This window comes from Pseudomonas sp. NPDC089406 (assembly GCF_044900265.1).
Taxonomy (GTDB): domain Bacteria; phylum Pseudomonadota; class Gammaproteobacteria; order Pseudomonadales; family Pseudomonadaceae; genus Aquipseudomonas; species Aquipseudomonas fakonensis.
Map to the genome: position 1 here is coordinate 1 of NZ_JBJDNC010000008.1, position 17,231 is coordinate 17,231.

Consider the following 17,231-nt stretch of genomic DNA (forward strand, 5'->3'; position numbering starts at 1 on the left):
AGGGGGCCGGATGATGGGAGCAGGGATTTTTTGGTGACTTTTTGATCCTTCAAAAAGTTACCCGCCGTAAGGGCGGAAAGGTGACGAAAAGCCGCTATCGTCAACGAATGCGCATGCATCTCCAAAAGCAATCACCATCAAATCCCGAACCCGAACCCGAACCCGAACCCGAACCCGAACCCGAACCCGAACCCAGAAACCCTTTCACCCTCCACCCATCAAAAACCCAGGAATCCGCCGCTCCAGATAATACCCAGGCCTACGCAAACTCCCCTCGACAAACCCCACATGCCCACCCCGCTCATGCAGCTCAAGCCGCGTCTGCGCCGCCAGCTCATCAGCGCCGGGCAAGCTATGCCCAAACACGAACGGATCATCGCTGGCCTGGATGATCAAGGTCGGCGTGCGATTGTCCCCCAGGTAATACCGGCTGGACGCCCGCCGATAATAATCATGGGCATCACGAAACCCGTTGAGCGGCGCGGTCACCTTGCCATCGAAGTCCCAGAACGTGCGCAGGTTGCGCAGTGGCCCCAGGCGCTCGATCTCGGCCAGGCGCTCATGGTGACCATGGGCAAGAAAATGCCGCTGCTTGCTCTGCACATAGGCCAGCATCTCGCGCATGAAATGCGCCTGGTAGACCCTGGAAAACCCCAGGCCGATGCGGTCGGCGCACTGGTCCAGGCGAAACGGCACCGAGACCGCCACCGCCGCTTCCAGCTGGCTCGCCGAGCCACTTTCGCCCAGGTACTTGAGCAGGATGTTGCCCCCCAGCGAGTAACCGACCGCATACAGCGGCGCCAGCGGGCGCTTGGCGCGCAGGTGGCGGATGGTTTCGGCCAGGTCTTCGCTGGCACCGGAATGGTAGCTGCGCGCCAGCAGGTTCGGCTCGCCCGAGCAGCCGCGCCAGTTCACCGCGACACTGGCCCAACCTTGGGTTTGCAGCGCCTGTTGCAAGCCTTTGACGTAGGGTGAGCTGGAAGAACCGGTCAGCCCGTGCAGTACCAGCACCAGCGGCGCGTCGGCCTGGTGCGGGCCATGCCAGTCGAGGTCGAGAAAATCTCCGTCGGCCAGCCACAGCCGCTCGCGCTCGCGTGCCAGCTCCGGCAGCTTGCGCCACAGCGGGCCCCACAGGGTTTGCAGGTGCGGGTTGGCAAGGCCGGTGGCCGGGCGAAAAGTGGCGGTGAGGCTGGGCATGCTGGGCGGCTCGTGATGTGCCTGCCTAGAGTGCCATGAAACACCGCCCCTGTACCTGCGCTATTGGTCGGGCATCGGCGCCAGTGCGGCTTGCGCGACGCTGGGCCCGGCGCTGACCAGCACCAGGCGGTTCAGGTCGAGGTTCGACAGGCTCAGTTCGCGCACCTGCCGTGGGCCGATCGCGGCCAGCCGCAGCAGGTAGGTATTCAGGTGATCGTCTGGCAGCCCCTGTTGGCCCTGCTCGGCGAGCAGCGCTGCCAGGCGGCCATTCTGGGCGATGTCGCGCACCAGCAGCCCAGCGATCTGCTGGCGGGCGTGACTCAGTTCTGCTTCGCTCGGCCCTTGGCGGATGAACGCCTCCAGGGTTTCGCGTACCAGTAGCTGAGAAGCTTCGACCTGGTCCGAGGCCACGTCCCACTGCACCACGAACAATGCACCGCCCTGTAACGGCCGCAGCCTGGCGTGCACGTCATAGGTCAACCCGTGGCGCTGGCGCAGCACCTGCATCAGGCGGCTCTCCGGCCCCACGCCCAGTACTTCGCAGGCGAGCATCAGGCTCAAGTATTCGGGAGCGTCGATGGGCACTGCGACAGGCAGCGCCAACGCGACTGTATTGCTCGCGCCGTCCTGCTCGATATGGACCTTGCCGGGCTGCGACAGGGGTAGCGCTGGCAACTGCGCCGCACGCCAGCGTTGTGGCAGGGCCTGGCTGAGTTGCTCGGTGATGGCCTGGGCCTGGCCTTGCGACAGGTCCCCCACCAGCACCATTTCCAGGTTGCTTGCGGCATAGGCCATGCGGTGGAACGCCATCAGATCATCACGGCCAGTGGCGGCGATACCCTCTGCGCTGGTGCCCTCGGGCAATCCGTAGGGGTGGCCTGCGAACAGGTGCCGGTAGATTTCATCGATCACCCGGGTGGAGGCCTGCGAGTGGCGGCTGGCTTGCTCGGCAAGCAGTTGGCCCTTGACCTTTTCCAGGGCCTCGGCGGGGAAGTCGGGGCGGGCGACCAGGTCGGTGAACAAGGCAATGGCCGGCTCGAGGATGCCTGGCTCGCTGAGGCTGCGCAGGGTCAATTGGGCGTAATCGAGGCGAACACGTTTGTCCACTACGGCCCCTAGCCGCTCAAGGCGATCGGCGTGTTCGTGGGCGCTCAACCCAGCGCTGCCTTCATCCAGGTTGTACAGGGTCAGCGCCGCGACGCCGCTGTGATGGGCATCCTGAACGCTACCGGCCCTGAAACGCAGGGTCAGGTCGACCATCGGCAAGCCGCGGGCCTCGACGAAACGCACCCGCGCGCCAGCGCTGGTTTGCCAGGACTGAACCTGGGTGTCGATGGGGGTTGGCGCATTCAGGTCCAGGCCTTGGGCGCTGAGCAGTCGGCTCGCCAGGTCCAGTGACGAGGGGGTGTGGTCAGTCATCGGGATTCTCCTGGCCATGCATCAAGGTGGTGGTCATGCGAGCTTCGTGCAGGTACTGCGCCGCTGCCTGGCGCACCTGCTCGGCAGTCACGGCTTGCAGGGCCTGGAGCTCGGTGCCCATCAAGGTGGGGTCGAGCCCGCTGGCAGCCCGCTGTCCGATGGCATGGGCCTGTTCGGCGATGTCGTCCTGGGCGAATACCTGCCTTGCCAGCAAGCGGGCCTTTGCCCGTGCGAGTTCATGCGCTTCGGGCGGGGTTTGCCCCAGTTCGGCGAGTGCGTCGAGGATGCGCTGCGTGACGGCGTCGGGGGTGGTGGCCTCGGCGTTGGTGAAGGCGTAGAAGCTGAGCAGGCTGTCGCCGCGCTTGAGCGGGTCATAGCGGCAACTCAAGGCCTGGAGCAGGTTTTCCTTGTGCAGCAGCTGTTGTTTCAGACGGGCGCTGGTGCCTTTCGCGAGCAAGTCAGGGATCAGGCTCAGGGCCGGGGCCATTTGCGGGTTGGCGGCAGTGGCTGCGCTGGGCACGTTGAAGCTCATCAGCAAGCCTTCGCGCAACCCGCGCTGGCGTATGGCCAGGCTGCGCCTGGAGAGCCCGGCGTCTGCCCTGGGGTGCTCGCTGGCGGGCAGTGGCTGGGTGGGGATGGTGGTGAAGTGGCGGCTGACCAGGGTTTGCAAGCGCTCCAGGCTCACGGCGCCGGCCACGGCGAGGGTCGCGTTGTTGGGGTGATACCAGTCCTGGTACCAGCTGCGGGCCGCTGCCGGGGTCAGGCGCTGCAGGTCGGCCAGGTGGCCGATGACAGGGTTGGCGTAGGGGCTTGAGCCATGGGCCAGGCTGTTATGTCGCTCCAGGGCAAGCGCTAGCGGGTAGTTGTCGACCTGGCTGCGTCGTTCGGCCATGACCACCTTGAGTTCGCGGTCGAATGGCGCTGCTTCGAGGGTGGCGCTGGCCATGGCGTCGGCCATGGCTTCCAGGGCGATTTCCAGGCGGTTGGCGGGCAGGGTGAGTGGGTAGACCGTGGCGTCATCGACGGTGAAGGCGTTCGGTGCGGCGCCGATACGGGTCATCAGCGCCGAGTACTCGCCGGGCGCAAGTTTGCTGCTGCCCTCGAACATCAGGTGTTCGAGCATGTGCGAAAGGCCAGTCTGGCCGTCGCGCTCGTGGCTGGCGCCTACGTGGTACCACAGCTGTGCACTGACCAGCGGGGCGCGATGGTCTTCGCGCAGGTAGACCTTCAGCCCGTTGGCCAGGGTGAAATGGTGCAGTGAAGCGGGTGGGGGGCTCATGACTGAAACGCTCCGGTGTGGGGAGCGGAGCAGTTTCAGTCGTGAGCGGGGCTGGCCCGTGGTAACTATCTACCGGGCTACCGAATGGCTGATCTCAGCCGCGTTGCCACAGGGCGTAGTGCACCTGGCCGGTCTTCTTCTCGCGGTGCAGGCGCCAGTTGCCGGGCATCGGCAGGGTGGACGGGGCAGCCTCGCTTTCGGTGTAGACCCACGCCAGCTCGCTCAGCCACTGGCCCTGCTCCAGCAGGTTGCAGGTGTCGGCCAGCAAGTCCTTGTGGAAGGGCGGGTCGAGAAACACCACATCGAACTGCTGCTTGGTCGGGCCTTGCAGGTAGCGCAGGGCGTCGGTTTGCAGAATCTGCCCGCGCGGGCAGCGCAGCAGTTCGAGGTTGTGCTTGAGGTTGGCGATGGCGGCCGGGTTGCTGTCCAGCGCCACGGCATTCTCGGCGCCGCGCGACAGCGCCTCGAGCACCAGCGCGCCGCTGCCGGTGAACGCGTCGAGCACCTGGGCGCCTTCGATGTAGGGCGCCAGCCAGTTGAACAGGGTTTCCCGCACGCGGTCCGGGGTGGGGCGCAGGCCTTCGCCTTCGGGCACCGCCAGGCGGCGGCTGCGCCACTCGCCGGCGATGATGCGCAGCTGGCCGGCCCCTTTGCTGGGGGCCGGGTTGGGGGTGGAGGGTCGTGCCATCAGTGCTCCGGTACACCGAGCGGCTGCTCGGCGGGTTTGTCAGTGGGGGCAGGCAGCGGCTTCTGCTCGACCTTGGGGCCGGCGGTGACGATCACCAGCTTGTCTGCCGCCAGGTGCTTGTTCATGGCGGCCTTGACCTGCTCGACGGTCAGCGCCTGGGACTGCTGCATGAAGTCTTCGAGCCAGGTCAGCGGCAGGTTGTAGAAGCCGATGGCGCCCAGTTGCCCGACGATGCTGGCGTTGCTGGCATTGGACAGCGGGAAGCTGCCGGCCAGCTCGCGCTTGGCGTCGGCCAGCTCCTGCTGCGTGGGGCCGGTTTTCAGGTAGTCGGCGAGGATGCTCTGGACCAGCTTGAGGGTGCCCTCGCTGAGCTCGGCACGGGTCTGCAGGTTGATCATGAACGGGCCGCGCACCTGCATCGGGCTGAACACCGAGTACACGCCATAGGTGAGGCCGCGCTTCTCGCGCACTTCGCTCATCAGCCGAGTGCCGAAGGCGCCACCGCCGAGGATCTGGTTGCCCAGCGACAGGGCGGCCCAGTCCGGGTCGTTACGGTCGATGCCCAGCTCGGCCAGCATCAGGTGGGTCTGCTTGCTGGGGAAGTCGATGTGGGTCACGCCCGGTTTCGGTTCGACCGGTTGCTCCGGCTTGGCCAGGGCCGGGCCCTTGGGCAGGCCGGCGGACACCTGTGCGGCGATGGCTTCGGCTTCGCTGCGGCTGAGGTCGCCGACCAGCGCGATTACCGTGTTGCCGGCGGTGTAGGCCTTGGCATGGAAGGCACGCAGTTGCTCCAGGGTGATGCCGGGAATGCTTTGTGCGTTGCCGTCGCTGGGGTGGGCGTAGGGGTGGCTGCCGTACAGGTTGGCGAACAGCGCCTTGCCGGCGATCTTGCCGGGCTGCTGCTTTTCATACTCGAAGCCGGCCAGCAGCTGGTTCTTGATGCGTTTGAGGGCATCTTCGGGGAAGCTCGGCTTGCCAACCACCTCGGTGAACAGCTTGAGCGCCGGTTCGCGCTTGTCGGCGGCACTGAGGCTGCGCAGCGAGGCCACGGCCATGTCGCGGTACGAGCCGTTGCCGAAGTCGGCGCCCAGGCCCTCGAAGCCTTCGGCGATGGCGGTGACGTCCTTGCCGGCCACACCCTCGTTGAGCATGGCGTTGGTCAGGGTGGCCAGGCCTGGCGTGGCACCGTCCTGGCTGCTGCCGGCGGCGAAGGTCAGGCGCAGGTCGAACATCGGCAGCTCGCGGGCTTCGACGAACAGTACCCGGGCGCCTTCGGCGGTGGTCCAGTGTTGAATGTTCAACTGGCGGCGGCTGGGGGCCTTGCCGTCCAGCTCGGCCAGCGACTGCAGCGAGTTGGCCGGGCGTGCGGCGCTTTGCGCCTGGCCGGTGCTTTCGGACTGGGCCGGGCGCGCCAGCAGCAGGGCGGTGCCTACCACTGCGGCGATGAGGGTCAGGCCGAACAGGGTGTAGCGGGGTGCGCTGCGATCACTCATGAGCGGACTCCTCGGGCAGTACGTGGGCAACGCTCAGGCGTTCGCGGGTGAAGTAGGTGCGGGCAGCGCTCTGGATGTCTTGCGGGGTGACGCGCTTGAGGTCGTCCAGTTCGCTGTCGATGAGTTTCCACGACAGGCCGACGGTCTCCAGCTGGCCGATGGTGGTGGCCTGGCTGCTGATGGAGTCGCGGTCGTAGACCAGGCCGGCGATCACCTGGGCGCGCACGCGCTCGAGCTCTTCGCTGGTCGGCGGGGTGTTCTTGAGCTCATCCAGCAGTTGCCAAACGCCTTTTTCGACGTCGGCGAGGGTCTTTTGCTTCTGCACGTTGGGGGTGGCGGAAATCAGGAACAGGCTGTCGCCGCGGGTGAAGGCGTTGTAGCTGGACGAAGCGCCGGCCACCAGCTCCTGGCCACGCTCCAGGCGTGCCGGCATGCGTGCGCTGTAGCCGCCGTCGAGCAGGGCCGAGATCAGCCGCAGGGCATTGACCGTGCGTGGGTCCTTGGCGGTGGCCATGGCCGGCACGTTGAAGCCGTAGATCAGGCTCGGCAGCTGGGTGCGCACGTGCAGGGTGAGCTGGCGCTGGCCGGGCTCGGCCAGCTCCAGCGGCAGCTTGCTCGGTGGCACGGCGCGTTTGGGGATGGGGCCGAAGTATTTCTGTGCGAGGGTTTTCACCTCGTCAGGGGTGACGTCACCCACCACCACTAGCGTTGCGTTGTTCGGTGCGTACCAGGATTCGTACCAATGGCGCAGTTCCTCGACTTTCATGCGCTCAAGGTCGGCCATCCAGCCGATGGTCGGGGTGTGGTAGCCGCTGGCCGGGTAGGCCATGGCGCGGAACAGCTCGAAGGCCTTGGCACCGGGCTGGTCGTCGGTGCGCAGGCGGCGCTCCTCCTTGATGACCTCGATTTCACGGCTGAACTCGTCGGCCGGCAGGCGCAGGCTGGCCAGGCGGTCGGCTTCCAGTTCGAAGGCCACCGGCAGGCGGTCGCGGGCCAGCACCTGGTAATAGGCGGTGTAGTCGTCGCTGGTGAAGGCGTTCTCTTCGGCGCCGAGGTCGCGCAGGATGCGTGAGGCTTCGCCCGGGCCAACCTTGGCGCTGCCCTTGAACATCATGTGCTCGAGGGCATGGGAGAGGCCGGTCTGGCCTGGTGTTTCGTAGCTGGACCCGACCTTGTACCAGATCTGCGAGACCACCACCGGGGCGCGGTGGTCCTCGCGCACGACTACTTTCAGGCCGTTGTCGAGGATGAATTCGTGGGTGGGTTGCACATCGGCGGCCAGGGCCGCAAGCGGCAGGCACAGCGTGCCGAGCAACAGGCCAGCGGCGCGGCGGGCTAGAGCATTCATACAGTGTTTAACCTGTTCGGCGGCCCGCTTGGGTTTAGCGTCGGCGGGCCAGGAGGTGCTAGGATACTGATCCGGTTGCCTGGCGACCATGCCTGCCGCCGTTCTGGCCCGCAGGCCCTTACGACAAAACGTTGCGCATGAACCAGCCGGATACAAAGTAGTCTGTTCTGCGTGAGTGAGAATTCCCGATGCGCCGCTGCTGGCCCATCGCTACCCTGAGATAGCCGTCTTCCATGTTTGGTTCCAACGACGACAAAAAAGCGCCGGCCGCGGCTGGCGAGAAGAAAGGCCTGTTCAGCTGGTTCCGCAAGAAGCCGGAACAAACAGTCGCCGAACAGCCACAAGCCCCCGAAGCACAGGCCCCGGAGCCGGTTGCGCCGCAGGTTGCCGTCGAGCCGTCCGCTCCGGTCGAGCCTGTTGCGCCGGTGGCCCAGGCGCCTGAGCCTGAATCTGAGCCTGAGCCGCCAGCACCCGAGCCTGTGGCGTCCACCCCAGAGCCTGCGCCAGCGCCCGAACCGGTCGCCTCCGAGCCGCTGCAGGCGCCGGTGGTCGAGCCTGTACCAGTTGCAGAGCCCGCAGTTGTCGCGCCTGCCGAGGTTGCGCCAGCCGAGGCCGCGCCAGCGCCGGTCAGCAATCTGGTGCTGCCAGTGGCCGAAGAGCCGGTTGCCCTGGTGCCGGACCTGGAGCCCAAGGCGCCGCCTGCCATCCCTGAGCGCCCGGCTGTCGAAGCCGTGGCCGCGCCAGAGCCTGTGCCCGCCCCCGTTGCGGTCGAGGCCGAAGTGGCACCTGTCGCCGCTGCGCCAGTGCCTGCCGAAGCCGCCAAGACCGGCTTCTTCGCCCGCCTCAAGCAGGGCCTTTCGAAAACCAGCGCCAGCATCGGCGAGGGCATGGCCAGCCTGTTCCTGGGCAAGAAGGCCATCGACGACGACCTGCTGGATGAAATCGAAACCCGCCTGCTGACCGCCGACGTGGGTGTCGAGGCCACTTCCGCCATCGTCCAGAACCTCACGCAGAAGGTCGCCCGCAAGCAGCTGGCCGACGCCGATGCGCTGTACAAGTCGCTGCAGGACGAGTTGGCCGCGCTGCTGCGCCCGGTCGAGCAGCCGTTGAAGATCGAGTCGCAAACCAAGCCCTACGTCATTCTGGTGGTCGGCGTGAACGGCGCCGGCAAGACCACCACCATCGGCAAGCTGGCCAAGAAGCTGCAGCTCGAAGGCAAGAAGGTCATGCTGGCTGCCGGCGACACCTTCCGCGCCGCAGCGGTTGAGCAGCTGCAGGTGTGGGGCGAGCGCAACCAGATCCCGGTGATCGCCCAGCACACCGGCGCCGACTCGGCCTCGGTGATCTTCGACGCCGTGCAGGCCGCCAAGGCGCGTAACGTCGATGTACTGATCGCCGACACCGCCGGGCGCCTGCACACCAAGGATAACCTGATGGAAGAGCTGAAAAAGGTCCGTCGGGTGATCGGCAAGCTCGACGCCGAGGCGCCCCACGAGGTGCTGCTGGTGCTCGATGCCGGCACCGGGCAGAACGCCATCAGCCAGGCCAAGTACTTCAACCAGAGCGTCGAGCTGACCGGCCTTGCCCTGACCAAACTCGACGGCACCGCCAAGGGCGGGGTGATCTTCGCCCTGGCCAAGCAGTTCAACATCCCGATCCGCTTCATTGGTGTGGGCGAGGGTATCGACGACCTGCGCACCTTCGAGGCCGATTCCTTCGTCAAGGCGCTGTTCGCCGAGCGAGAGCCTGCATGATCCGATTCGAACAGGTCGCCAAGCGCTACCCCAACGGCCACGTCGGCCTGCACGAGCTGAGCTTTCGGGCGCGCCGTGGCGAGTTCCTGTTCGTCACCGGCCACTCCGGCGCCGGCAAGAGCACCCTGCTGCGCCTGCTGCTGGCCATGGAGCGCCCGACCAGCGGCAAGCTGCTGTTGGCCGGGCAGGACCTGGGGCAGATCAGCAACGCGCAGATCCCGTTCCTGCGCCGGCAGATCGGCGTGGTGTTCCAGAACCACCAGCTGCTGTTCGACCGCACGGTGTTCAACAACATCGCCCTGCCGCTGCAGATTCTCGGGCTGTCCAAGGCCGAAATCGCCAAGCGCGTGGATTCGGCGCTGGAGCGTGTGTCGCTGAGCGACAAGGGCGAGCTGTTCCCGGCCGACTTGTCTACCGGTCAGCAGCAGCGGGTCGGCATTGCCCGCGCCATCGTCCACCAGCCGGCCCTGCTGCTGGCCGACGAACCCACCGGTAACCTCGACCCGCGCCTGGCAGCTGAAATCATGGGCGTGTTCGAGGATATCAACCGCCTGGGCACCACGGTTTTGATCGCCAGCCACGACCTGGCGCTGATCGCGCGCATGCGCCACCGCATGCTGACGCTGCAACGCGGCCGCTTGATCGGCGATGGGGAGGCCGGGCAATGAGCACCACACGTACACCAAAGGTTTCCGAGCGCGTTGCGCCCAAGGCCGCCGACCCGCAGCCTGCGAAGAAAAAACGCGGCGACCCTGACGACGACGGCCCGGACTTTCGCACCCTGCTGCACGCCTGGCTGGAAAGCCACCGCGCCAGCCTGGCCGACAGCTTGCGCCGCCTGGGCAAGCAGCCGATTGGCAGCTTTTTCACCTGCCTGGTGATGGCCGTGGCGCTGAGCATGCCCATGGGCCTGTCGCTGCTGCTGAAGAATGTCGAGAAGCTCGGTGGCTCGTGGCAGCGCGCGGCGCAGATTTCGCTGTACCTCAAGCTTGATGCCAGCAGCCGCGACGGCGAGGCCCTGCGCGACGAGATCAAGGGCATGGCCGGTGTGGCCGAGGCCCAGTACGTCAGCCGCGAGCAGGCGCTGGAGGAATTCCAGCAGCAGTCCGGGCTGGGCGAGGCGCTGCGCGAACTGCCGGACAACCCGTTGCCGGGCGTGGTGGTGGTGACCCCGACCGAGGTCGACAAGCCGGCCCTCGAAGCCCTGCGTCAGCGCCTGGCGGAGCTGCCACGGGTCGAGGCGGCGCAACTGGACCTGGTGTGGGTGGAGCGCCTGGCGGCCATCCTCAAGCTGGGCGACCGTTTTGTCTTCGGTCTGGCGGTGATGCTGATTTCTGCCTTGCTGTTGGTCATTGGTAACACCATTCGTCTACATATCGAGAACCGCCGGATCGAGATCGAAGTGATCAAGCTGGTGGGCGGCACCGACAGCTACGTGCGCCGGCCTTTCCTCTACATGGGGGCGCTGTACGGCCTGGGCGCCGGCGTACTGGCCTGGGGCATCCTGGCGTTCGGCCTGAATTGGCTTAACGACGCGGTGGTGGGGCTTTCCGGCCTGTACGGCAGTGATTTCTCGCTGGGTGGAGTGCCGGGCTCTGACGGACTTTCCCTCTTGATCGGCGCGGTATTGTTAGGGTATATCGGTGCATGGATCGCAGTGGCACGCCATCTCAACGAGCTTGCCCCGCGATAATGTTTGTTCGCCAGCATTGACTTTTTTTCATCCAGGAACTTGTTTCGCGGTTCCGGGTCTATGCTGGCAGTGCCCACAAGGCACGAGTCCAGTGAGTCGGAGGTACTTGAATGACCACTTCGTTGCAACCTGCCTATGCCCTGGTTCCCGGTGCAAACCTGGAAGCCTACGTGCACACGGTCAACAGCATACCCCTGCTGACGATCGAGCAGGAGCGTGATCTGGGCGAGCGTCTCTATTACGAGCAGGATGTTGAAGCCGCTCGGCAAATGGTGATGGCCCATCTGCGTTTTGTCGTACATATCGCCCGTAGCTACGCAGGCTACGGCCTGGCCCAGGCCGACCTGATCCAGGAAGGCAACGTCGGCCTGATGAAAGCGGTCAAGCGCTTCAACCCGGAAATGGGCGTGCGCCTGGTATCGTTCGCGGTGCACTGGATCAAGGCCGAGATCCACGAGTTCATCCTGCGCAACTGGCGCATCGTCAAGGTGGCTACCACCAAGGCCCAGCGCAAGTTGTTCTTCAACCTGCGCAGCCAGAAGAAGCGCCTGGCCTGGCTGAACAATGACGAAGTGCATCGTGTGGCCGAAAGCCTGGGCGTGGAGCCCCGCGAAGTGCGCGAGATGGAAAGCCGCCTGAGTGGCCATGACATGGCCTTCGACCCGGCCGCCGAGGCTGACGACGACAGCGCCTTCCAGTCGCCTGCGCACTACCTGGAAGACCACCGCTACGACCCGGCCCTGCAGCTTGAAGATGCCGACTGGAGCGACAACTCCACCAGCAACCTGCACGAAGCGCTGCAGGGGCTGGATGATCGCAGTCGCGACATCCTCTACCAGCGCTGGCTGGCCGAAGAAAAGGCCACCCTGCACGAGCTGGCCGAGAAGTACAGCGTATCTGCCGAGCGTATTCGCCAGCTCGAGAAGAACGCAATGAACAAGGTCAAGGCACTGATCGCCATCTGATCGGCCCTGGCCTCACGAAAAAGCCGCTGTTCTCGCAAGAGGCAGCGGCTTTTTCATTGGTCTTTCAGGTTTTCACGGCAGCGTGGGAGCGGGCTTGCCCCGCGATACTGGCGCAGCCGGTGCCATCCATCGCGGGGCAAGCCCGCTCCCACGTTGCGTTCCGGGCACAAAAATCATGGCCTGCGCGAAGCGTCCAGTTGCATCAGGTAGCTCGGCCCGCCCAGCTGGCTCATCTGCCGGCGGATCCACCCAGCGCGGCTGGCCACATAAGCGCTGGGGCGGCTGGCGCTCCACTTGATCGGGCTCGGCAGCACCGCAGCCAGTTGCGCGGCCTGTTGCCGGGTCAGGCGGCTGGCGTCCACGCCGAAGTGATAGCGCGCTGCGGCCTGGGCGCCGAATACACCCTTGCCCCACTCGGCGCTGTTCAAATACACCTCAAGGATGCGCTCCTTGGGCCAGAACAGCTCGATCAGCGCTGTGAACCAGGCCTCCAGCCCCTTGCGCAGCCAGCTGCGGCCAGACCACAGGAACAGGTTCTTCGCCACTTGTTGCGTAAGTGTGCTGGCGCCGCGGACCTTGCCGCCACGCTCGTTGTAGGCCAGCGCTGCCTGGATGGCCGGGATATCGAAACCCCAGTGGCTGGCGAATTTCTGGTCTTCGCCGGCGATCACCGCCACCTTGAGCTCATCGGAGATATTTTCCCAGGGCGTCCAGTCGCGCTGCAGGTCGATCGGCTGGCCACTGGTCCACGACTGCACCTTGCGCTCGACCATCAGCGCCGTGCCAGGCGGCGGCACCCAGCGCAGTACCAGGACCACGACGATGCTGCCGGCAGCGAACCAGAGCAGGGCGCGGGTGAGGCGACGCAGAATGGATGACAGCATGGTGATGGCTTGGCCCGACGGATGGAACGGGCCATTATACAGACCCCTTTCGAGGAGTCGTCCCATGCTTCGCAGCTTCCTGATGCTTGCCGCGTTCTTCGGCTTTACCGGTGTCGCCCTCGGGGCGTTCGCCGCCCATGGCTTGAAAAACCGCCTGACGGCCGATTACCTGGCGATCTTCCATACCGGCGTCACCTACCAGCTGGTGCATGCCCTGGCGATCTTCGGCGTGGCCGTGCTCGCCGCGCACCTGCCCGGCCGGCTGATGGGTTGGGCCGGCGGTTTGTTTGCCTTAGGCATAGTGCTGTTCTCCGGCAGCCTCTACCTGCTCACCCTCACCGGTGTGGGCAAGCTCGGCATCATCACCCCCATCGGTGGCCTGTGCTTCCTCGCCGGTTGGCTGTGCCTGGGGCTGGCCGCCTGGCGCCTGGGCTGACCGAGCGGTCCACAATCGCGACTAATGGCGTCAGCCGCCCTTGGGTTGCGGGGTGGATCGGGGCTAGAATGCGTGCCCCCAAAGAACAATGGTGGCCGTGCGCATGCGCATCCAATTGAACGGTGAGCCTTACGAACTGCCCGCAGGCGAGAGCGTCGCGGCGCTGCTGGGCCGGCTGGAGCTGGCCGGCCGCCGGGTGGCGGTGGAACTGAACCTGGACATCGTGCCGCGCAGCCAGCACGAAAGCACGCTGTTGAGCGAAGGCGACCAGGTCGAAGTGGTCCACGCCATCGGCGGCGGTTGAGCAATTACCCGGCGCTTCACCCGATAGCCCCGTAACCTTTGCAGAGGAACATCGATGAGCAACGTTCGCAGCGACAAGCCTTTCATCCTGGCCGGGCGCACTTTCCAGTCGCGCCTGCTGGTCGGCACCGGCAAATACCGTGACATGGAAGAAACCCGCCTGGCCACCGAAGCCTCGGGTTCCGAAATCGTCACCGTAGCTGTGCGCCGCACCAACCTGGGCCAGAATGCCGGCGAGCCGAACCTGCTCGATGTGCTGTCGCCCGACAAGTACACCATCCTGCCGAACACCGCCGGTTGCTATGACGCGGTCGAGGCGGTGCGTACCTGCCGCCTGGCCCGTGAGCTGCTCGAAGGGCACAAGTCCCACGAGACCCGCACCCTGGTGAAGCTGGAAGTGCTGGCCGATCAGAAAACCCTGTTCCCCAACGTGATCGAAACCCTCAAGGCTGCCGAAGTGCTGGTCAAGGAAGGTTTCGACGTGATGGTCTACACCAGCGATGACCCGATCATCGCCCGTCAGCTGGCCGAAGCAGGCTGCATCGCGGTCATGCCGCTGGCCGGCCTGATCGGTACCGGCCTGGGTATCTGCAACCCCTACAACCTGCAGATCATCCTCGAAGAATCGAAAGTGCCGGTGCTGGTCGATGCCGGCGTGGGTACCGCCTCCGACGCCACCATCGCCATGGAGATGGGCTGCGAGGCGGTGCTGATGAACTCGGCCATCGCCCACGCCCAGCAACCGGTGGTGATGGCCGAGGCCATGAAGCACGCCATTCTCGCTGGCCGCATGGCGTACCTCGCCGGGCGTATGCCGAAGAAACTCTATGCCAGCGCGTCCTCGCCGCTGGAAGGTCTGATCAAGTAAGAGCCCCCGATGACTGACTCGCAAGAAACGCCGATCACCGCCGAAGGCGAAGAGCGCCCGCACCGCCGCATCAAGAGCTTCGTGATGCGCGCCGGGCGCATGACCGAAGGCCAGCAACGTGGCCTGGACCAGGGCGGCCCGCAGTTCATCCTGCCGCTGGCCGACAGCCCGGTGGACTACGACCAGGTGTTCGGCCGTTCGGCGCCGCGCACCCTGGAGATCGGTTTCGGCATGGGCCACTCGCTGCTGGAAATGGCCGCGGCCTCGCCCGAGCTGGACTTTATCGGTGTGGAAGTGCACCGCCCGGGTGTCGGTGCACTGCTCAACGGTGTGCTGACGCAGGGCCTTACGAACCTGCGGGTGTATGACTGCGATGCCATCGAAGTGCTCAACCGCTGCGTGGCCGACAACAGCCTTGACCGGCTGATGCTGTTCTTCCCCGACCCATGGCACAAGGCGCGCCACCACAAGCGTCGCATCGTGCAGGCAGGTTTTGCTGAGCTTGTGCGCAGCAAGCTCAAGGTTGGCGGCGTGTTCCATATGGCCACCGACTGGGAGCCCTATGCCGAGTACATGCTCGAAGTGATGAGCGTGGCGCCGGGCTATCGCAACCAGGCCGCCGATGGCGCTTACGTGCCACGCCCTGAAGAGCGCCCGATCACCAAGTTCGAGCGTCGTGGCGAGCGCCTTGGGCATGGTGTGTGGGACCTGAAGTTCGAGAAGGTCGACTGAGGCGCCGACGCCCAGCGTCTTTTGCCCGGGCCTGCAAAACTGCAGGCGAAAAAAAACCGCCTGCGAAGGGCGGTTTTTTTATGCGGGCTTCGGGTTACGAATCCTCAGCCTGCGGAGTTTGGTTCCACTGGATACCATCCACAGACGAAATATTAGGGCTGCGTTCGAGCCGCGTCAATCGAGGAAATATCCGGCATTAAGTGTGACTGAGTCGGTAACAGCCTTGAGCGTTCCGCTGACCTATGATCACTCCGCTCTCGTGTGAGTATTTCCAGTGGCGGGCCGGGAACCGAATTCGTTCTGTTGTCTCGGCCCCTTCGACGCGGCCCACGAACCGCGCCGGTAGTCACTTCGAAGGGCCATCTACCTGGCCACTTCACTGGATATCATCCACACGATCTCCGAAGGTGTCGAAGTGCCGGTCAGACACTGGAAGACTGGCCCAGCCAACACGGAGGCCAAGGCTTATGAAGCGTTTGCTTGATACGCTGAGCCGCGTCTGGAAGCTCATCCGGGCCCTGATCCTTTTCAGGACGGTATGGGATTTTTTGCGCGATCACTTCGATGATGCCCGCTAAGGGTTGACCGGGTGAGAGGCCGCCCCGGCTAGCCGGGGCGGCCATTTAGTCAGCAGCTTCGACAAGGGCGCAAATAGCAAATGTTATGACCTGCCGCCAGGTTCGAAATGTGAGCCTCCTGTCCTGGGCGCTATGCCCGAACAAGTCAGGAGACCTTTCATGATCGCTACACGCCTGTTGCCCCTCATATTGATTTTCGCCACTGCCGCCACCTGCTTGAGCGTCAATGCGCAGGCATCTTCCGCTGCCACGGTGCAAAGCCTGGACCGCTCCGCCATCGCCCGCTACGACCGCACCTTGCGTGCAGCATCGGTACTCTTCGGGCCGGCAGAGGCCCAGCAGAGCACGGCATTTCTGATCGATAACGGCAACGATGCCGCACCGGCACTGTTGGTTGCCAGTGGCCATGCGGTGGATGAGCGGCCCGATATTGTCGCCGAGCAGCTTGCCGGCCGGGGGCACGTCACCTTCGAAGGTATCGACGGGGCGGCATTCAAGGTCGCGCATATTCGCTACACATCGCAGCGCGGTCTGGACTTTGCCGTGTTCGAGTTGCAACAGACCCAGGGCGCACTCAAGGCACTGGGGATCGTGCCCATGGTGCTGGCCGGGCGCAGAGCCCGCGCGGGCGATACGGTCACTGTGGAGGCGAGGGTGAGCGGTGTCGTTAATGGCAGCGCTCGATGGCCGACCCAGGACCTGGCGCGCATCGATTTGAAGACCGGGCGAGGCTTTTTGCAGCGGCATCTGCTACTGATGGAGGGCGCCTTGCTGCAGCCCGGCGATTCCGGCAGCCCGGTGCTGGAGCAGGCAACCGGCGCGGTCCTCGCTGTTGCCCACACCCGCAGCCCACGAGGAGGTGAAGCGTCGGACTTGAGCTTTTTGCCAGCTTGCCTGAACAACGGGTTGTTTGACGTCAATGCTGCCGACTGCGGCTTGAACCACGTATTCAATGTTGCGCTGGATGAAGATGACGACCGAATGATCTACAAGGCTGGCAGTAGTACGGCGCAGATCAGCCAGGTTCTGCATTCGACCACGACGCTGTACCAGACAAAACTCGCCCAGTGGCCGGACCAGTGCGAGCAGGCCGACGGCTATGGCCCGGTGCAAGTATCGGGGAGTCCGGTCAATGTGCCGATCGAGGGTCTCACTCTGGCACCGGCGAACCCGACCGTGCTCGCGTTGTGTGTCTGGGGGCGTGAAGCGCAAGGGCCGGAGCCTGCGAACCGCAATGCCCTTGCCCTGCCTGTCGTGGTGCACCCGAAAGGCCCGGCCACACAACCTGAGTTGAGCATCGACCCGCCCTACAAGGACTTGAAAGGCCGTAATGCCTATCTTGTAACCGTCGAGCCCGAGCAGGTGCTGTTCAAGCGGGTCGAGCTCAAGAGTGGGCCCTGGAACGCCATCGACTGTGGCGACGAGTCGGGTTACCGGGCGCTGGCTGGCTTAAGAAAGGTCGCGGTGACGGAGGATACCCGGCTGTGCGCGGTAGGTGTCGATTACGCCGGGCAGCGTTCGCAACCGCTGGAAATGAAGTTGTTGCCGTGACGCAAACCGGCAACTGATGAAAACCGCCCCGCAAGAGGCGGTT

Annotated in this window: 16 protein-coding genes; 9 read left to right on the top strand and 7 right to left on the bottom strand. The window is 65.1% G+C overall.

Annotated elements, in window-relative coordinates:
- Positions 1-204: 204 nt before the first annotated feature.
- The 6 genes from ACI2KK_RS07640 to ACI2KK_RS07665 form a co-directional block, all read right to left on the bottom strand.
- On the bottom strand, positions 205-1,197 hold the full coding sequence (locus ACI2KK_RS07640; protein ID WP_404668480.1) for a hydrolase: 993 nt from the start codon (positions 1,195-1,197) through the stop codon (positions 205-207).
- A 60-nt stretch (positions 1,198-1,257) separates the two neighbouring features.
- Positions 1,258-2,616, bottom strand: coding sequence for a M16 family metallopeptidase (locus tag ACI2KK_RS07645; RefSeq protein ID WP_404668481.1), 1,359 nt, complete (start codon positions 2,614-2,616; stop codon positions 1,258-1,260).
- On the bottom strand, positions 2,609-3,895 hold the full coding sequence (locus ACI2KK_RS07650) for a M16 family metallopeptidase (protein ID WP_404668482.1): 1,287 nt from the start codon (positions 3,893-3,895) through the stop codon (positions 2,609-2,611). The genes ACI2KK_RS07645 and ACI2KK_RS07650 overlap by 8 nt, the downstream gene beginning before the upstream one ends.
- Before the next feature lie 94 nt (positions 3,896-3,989).
- Positions 3,990-4,583 (bottom strand): 16S rRNA (guanine(966)-N(2))-methyltransferase RsmD, encoded by a 594-nt coding sequence (gene rsmD, locus ACI2KK_RS07655; RefSeq protein ID WP_404668483.1) that lies wholly within the window; start codon positions 4,581-4,583, stop codon positions 3,990-3,992.
- The gene (locus ACI2KK_RS07660) at positions 4,583-6,076 is read right to left on the bottom strand and encodes a M16 family metallopeptidase (protein WP_404668484.1); all 1,494 of its coding nucleotides are present in this window, start codon (positions 6,074-6,076) and stop codon (positions 4,583-4,585) included. Before ACI2KK_RS07660 ends, rsmD begins: the two co-directional genes overlap by 1 nt.
- Positions 6,069-7,424 carry a pitrilysin family protein gene (locus ACI2KK_RS07665; protein WP_217840788.1) on the bottom strand — a complete coding sequence of 452 codons (1,356 nt, stop codon included), beginning with the start codon at positions 7,422-7,424 and terminating at the stop codon, positions 6,069-6,071. Before ACI2KK_RS07665 ends, ACI2KK_RS07660 begins: the two co-directional genes overlap by 8 nt.
- A 233-nt stretch (positions 7,425-7,657) precedes the next feature.
- On the opposite strand from ACI2KK_RS07665, the gene ftsY reads away from it, so the two are divergent.
- From ftsY to rpoH, 4 genes are all read left to right on the top strand, one after another.
- Complete coding sequence (ftsY, locus tag ACI2KK_RS07670; protein ID WP_404668485.1) at positions 7,658-9,178, top strand: signal recognition particle-docking protein FtsY; 1,521 nt, start codon at positions 7,658-7,660, stop codon at positions 9,176-9,178.
- A complete protein-coding gene (gene ftsE / locus ACI2KK_RS07675; RefSeq protein WP_011531723.1) occupies positions 9,175-9,846 on the top strand; it encodes a cell division ATP-binding protein FtsE in 672 nt (223 codons plus the stop codon). Before ftsY ends, ftsE begins: the two co-directional genes overlap by 4 nt.
- Positions 9,843-10,871: a permease-like cell division protein FtsX gene (ftsX, locus tag ACI2KK_RS07680; RefSeq protein ID WP_404668486.1), complete on the top strand. Its 1,029-nt coding sequence runs from the start codon at positions 9,843-9,845 to the stop codon at positions 10,869-10,871. The genes ftsE and ftsX overlap by 4 nt, the downstream gene beginning before the upstream one ends.
- 110 nt (positions 10,872-10,981) lie before the next feature.
- The gene (gene rpoH, locus ACI2KK_RS07685; RefSeq protein ID WP_217840785.1) at positions 10,982-11,836 is read left to right on the top strand and encodes an RNA polymerase sigma factor RpoH; all 855 of its coding nucleotides are present in this window, start codon (positions 10,982-10,984) and stop codon (positions 11,834-11,836) included.
- A gap of 173 nt (positions 11,837-12,009) precedes the next feature.
- On the opposite strand, the gene mtgA is transcribed toward rpoH, so the two are convergent.
- On the bottom strand, positions 12,010-12,720 hold the full coding sequence (gene mtgA / locus ACI2KK_RS07690; RefSeq protein WP_404668487.1) for a monofunctional biosynthetic peptidoglycan transglycosylase: 711 nt from the start codon (positions 12,718-12,720) through the stop codon (positions 12,010-12,012).
- A 64-nt stretch (positions 12,721-12,784) separates the two neighbouring features.
- On the opposite strand from mtgA, the gene ACI2KK_RS07695 reads away from it, so the two are divergent.
- The 5 genes from ACI2KK_RS07695 (at position 12,785) to ACI2KK_RS07715 (ending at position 17,188) form a co-directional block, all read left to right on the top strand.
- Positions 12,785-13,156: a DUF423 domain-containing protein gene (locus tag ACI2KK_RS07695; RefSeq protein WP_404668488.1), complete on the top strand. Its 372-nt coding sequence runs from the start codon at positions 12,785-12,787 to the stop codon at positions 13,154-13,156.
- A gap of 103 nt (positions 13,157-13,259) precedes the next feature.
- On the top strand, positions 13,260-13,460 hold the full coding sequence (gene thiS, locus ACI2KK_RS07700; RefSeq protein ID WP_166885687.1) for a sulfur carrier protein ThiS: 201 nt from the start codon (positions 13,260-13,262) through the stop codon (positions 13,458-13,460).
- 54 nt (positions 13,461-13,514) lie between these two features.
- Entirely contained in the window at positions 13,515-14,327 is an 813-nt protein-coding gene (locus tag ACI2KK_RS07705) for a thiazole synthase (protein WP_217840782.1), read from the top strand.
- 9 nt (positions 14,328-14,336) lie between these two features.
- Entirely contained in the window at positions 14,337-15,059 is a 723-nt protein-coding gene (trmB, locus tag ACI2KK_RS07710) for a tRNA (guanosine(46)-N7)-methyltransferase TrmB (RefSeq protein WP_369988538.1), read from the top strand.
- 737 nt (positions 15,060-15,796) lie between these two features.
- Complete coding sequence (locus tag ACI2KK_RS07715) at positions 15,797-17,188, top strand: hypothetical protein (protein ID WP_404668489.1); 1,392 nt, start codon at positions 15,797-15,799, stop codon at positions 17,186-17,188.
- Positions 17,189-17,231: the final 43 nt, after the last annotated feature.

Excerpts from the sequence above, each read along its gene's own strand:
- trmB (WP_369988538.1), top strand. The coding sequence starts at position 14,337 with ATGACTGACTCGCAAGAAACGCCGATCACCGCCGAAGGCGAAGAGCGC.
- mtgA (WP_404668487.1), bottom strand. The coding sequence starts at position 12,720 with ATGCTGTCATCCATTCTGCGTCGCCTCACCCGCGCCCTGCTCTGGTTC.
- ACI2KK_RS07705 (WP_217840782.1), top strand. The coding sequence starts at position 13,515 with ATGAGCAACGTTCGCAGCGACAAGCCTTTCATCCTGGCCGGGCGCACT.
- ftsY (WP_404668485.1), top strand. The coding sequence starts at position 7,658 with ATGTTTGGTTCCAACGACGACAAAAAAGCGCCGGCCGCGGCTGGCGAG.
- rsmD (WP_404668483.1), bottom strand. The coding sequence starts at position 4,583 with ATGGCACGACCCTCCACCCCCAACCCGGCCCCCAGCAAAGGGGCCGGC.
- thiS (WP_166885687.1), top strand. The coding sequence starts at position 13,260 with ATGCGCATCCAATTGAACGGTGAGCCTTACGAACTGCCCGCAGGCGAG.
- ACI2KK_RS07715 (WP_404668489.1), top strand. The coding sequence starts at position 15,797 with ATGATCGCTACACGCCTGTTGCCCCTCATATTGATTTTCGCCACTGCC.
- ACI2KK_RS07695 (WP_404668488.1), top strand. The coding sequence starts at position 12,785 with ATGCTTCGCAGCTTCCTGATGCTTGCCGCGTTCTTCGGCTTTACCGGT.
- rpoH (WP_217840785.1), top strand. The coding sequence starts at position 10,982 with ATGACCACTTCGTTGCAACCTGCCTATGCCCTGGTTCCCGGTGCAAAC.
- ACI2KK_RS07660 (WP_404668484.1), bottom strand. The coding sequence starts at position 6,076 with ATGAGTGATCGCAGCGCACCCCGCTACACCCTGTTCGGCCTGACCCTC.
- ACI2KK_RS07665 (WP_217840788.1), bottom strand. The coding sequence starts at position 7,424 with ATGAATGCTCTAGCCCGCCGCGCCGCTGGCCTGTTGCTCGGCACGCTG.
- ftsE (WP_011531723.1), top strand. The coding sequence starts at position 9,175 with ATGATCCGATTCGAACAGGTCGCCAAGCGCTACCCCAACGGCCACGTC.
- ACI2KK_RS07645 (WP_404668481.1), bottom strand. The coding sequence starts at position 2,616 with ATGACTGACCACACCCCCTCGTCACTGGACCTGGCGAGCCGACTGCTC.
- ACI2KK_RS07640 (WP_404668480.1), bottom strand. The coding sequence starts at position 1,197 with ATGCCCAGCCTCACCGCCACTTTTCGCCCGGCCACCGGCCTTGCCAAC.
- ACI2KK_RS07650 (WP_404668482.1), bottom strand. The coding sequence starts at position 3,895 with ATGAGCCCCCCACCCGCTTCACTGCACCATTTCACCCTGGCCAACGGG.
- ftsX (WP_404668486.1), top strand. The coding sequence starts at position 9,843 with ATGAGCACCACACGTACACCAAAGGTTTCCGAGCGCGTTGCGCCCAAG.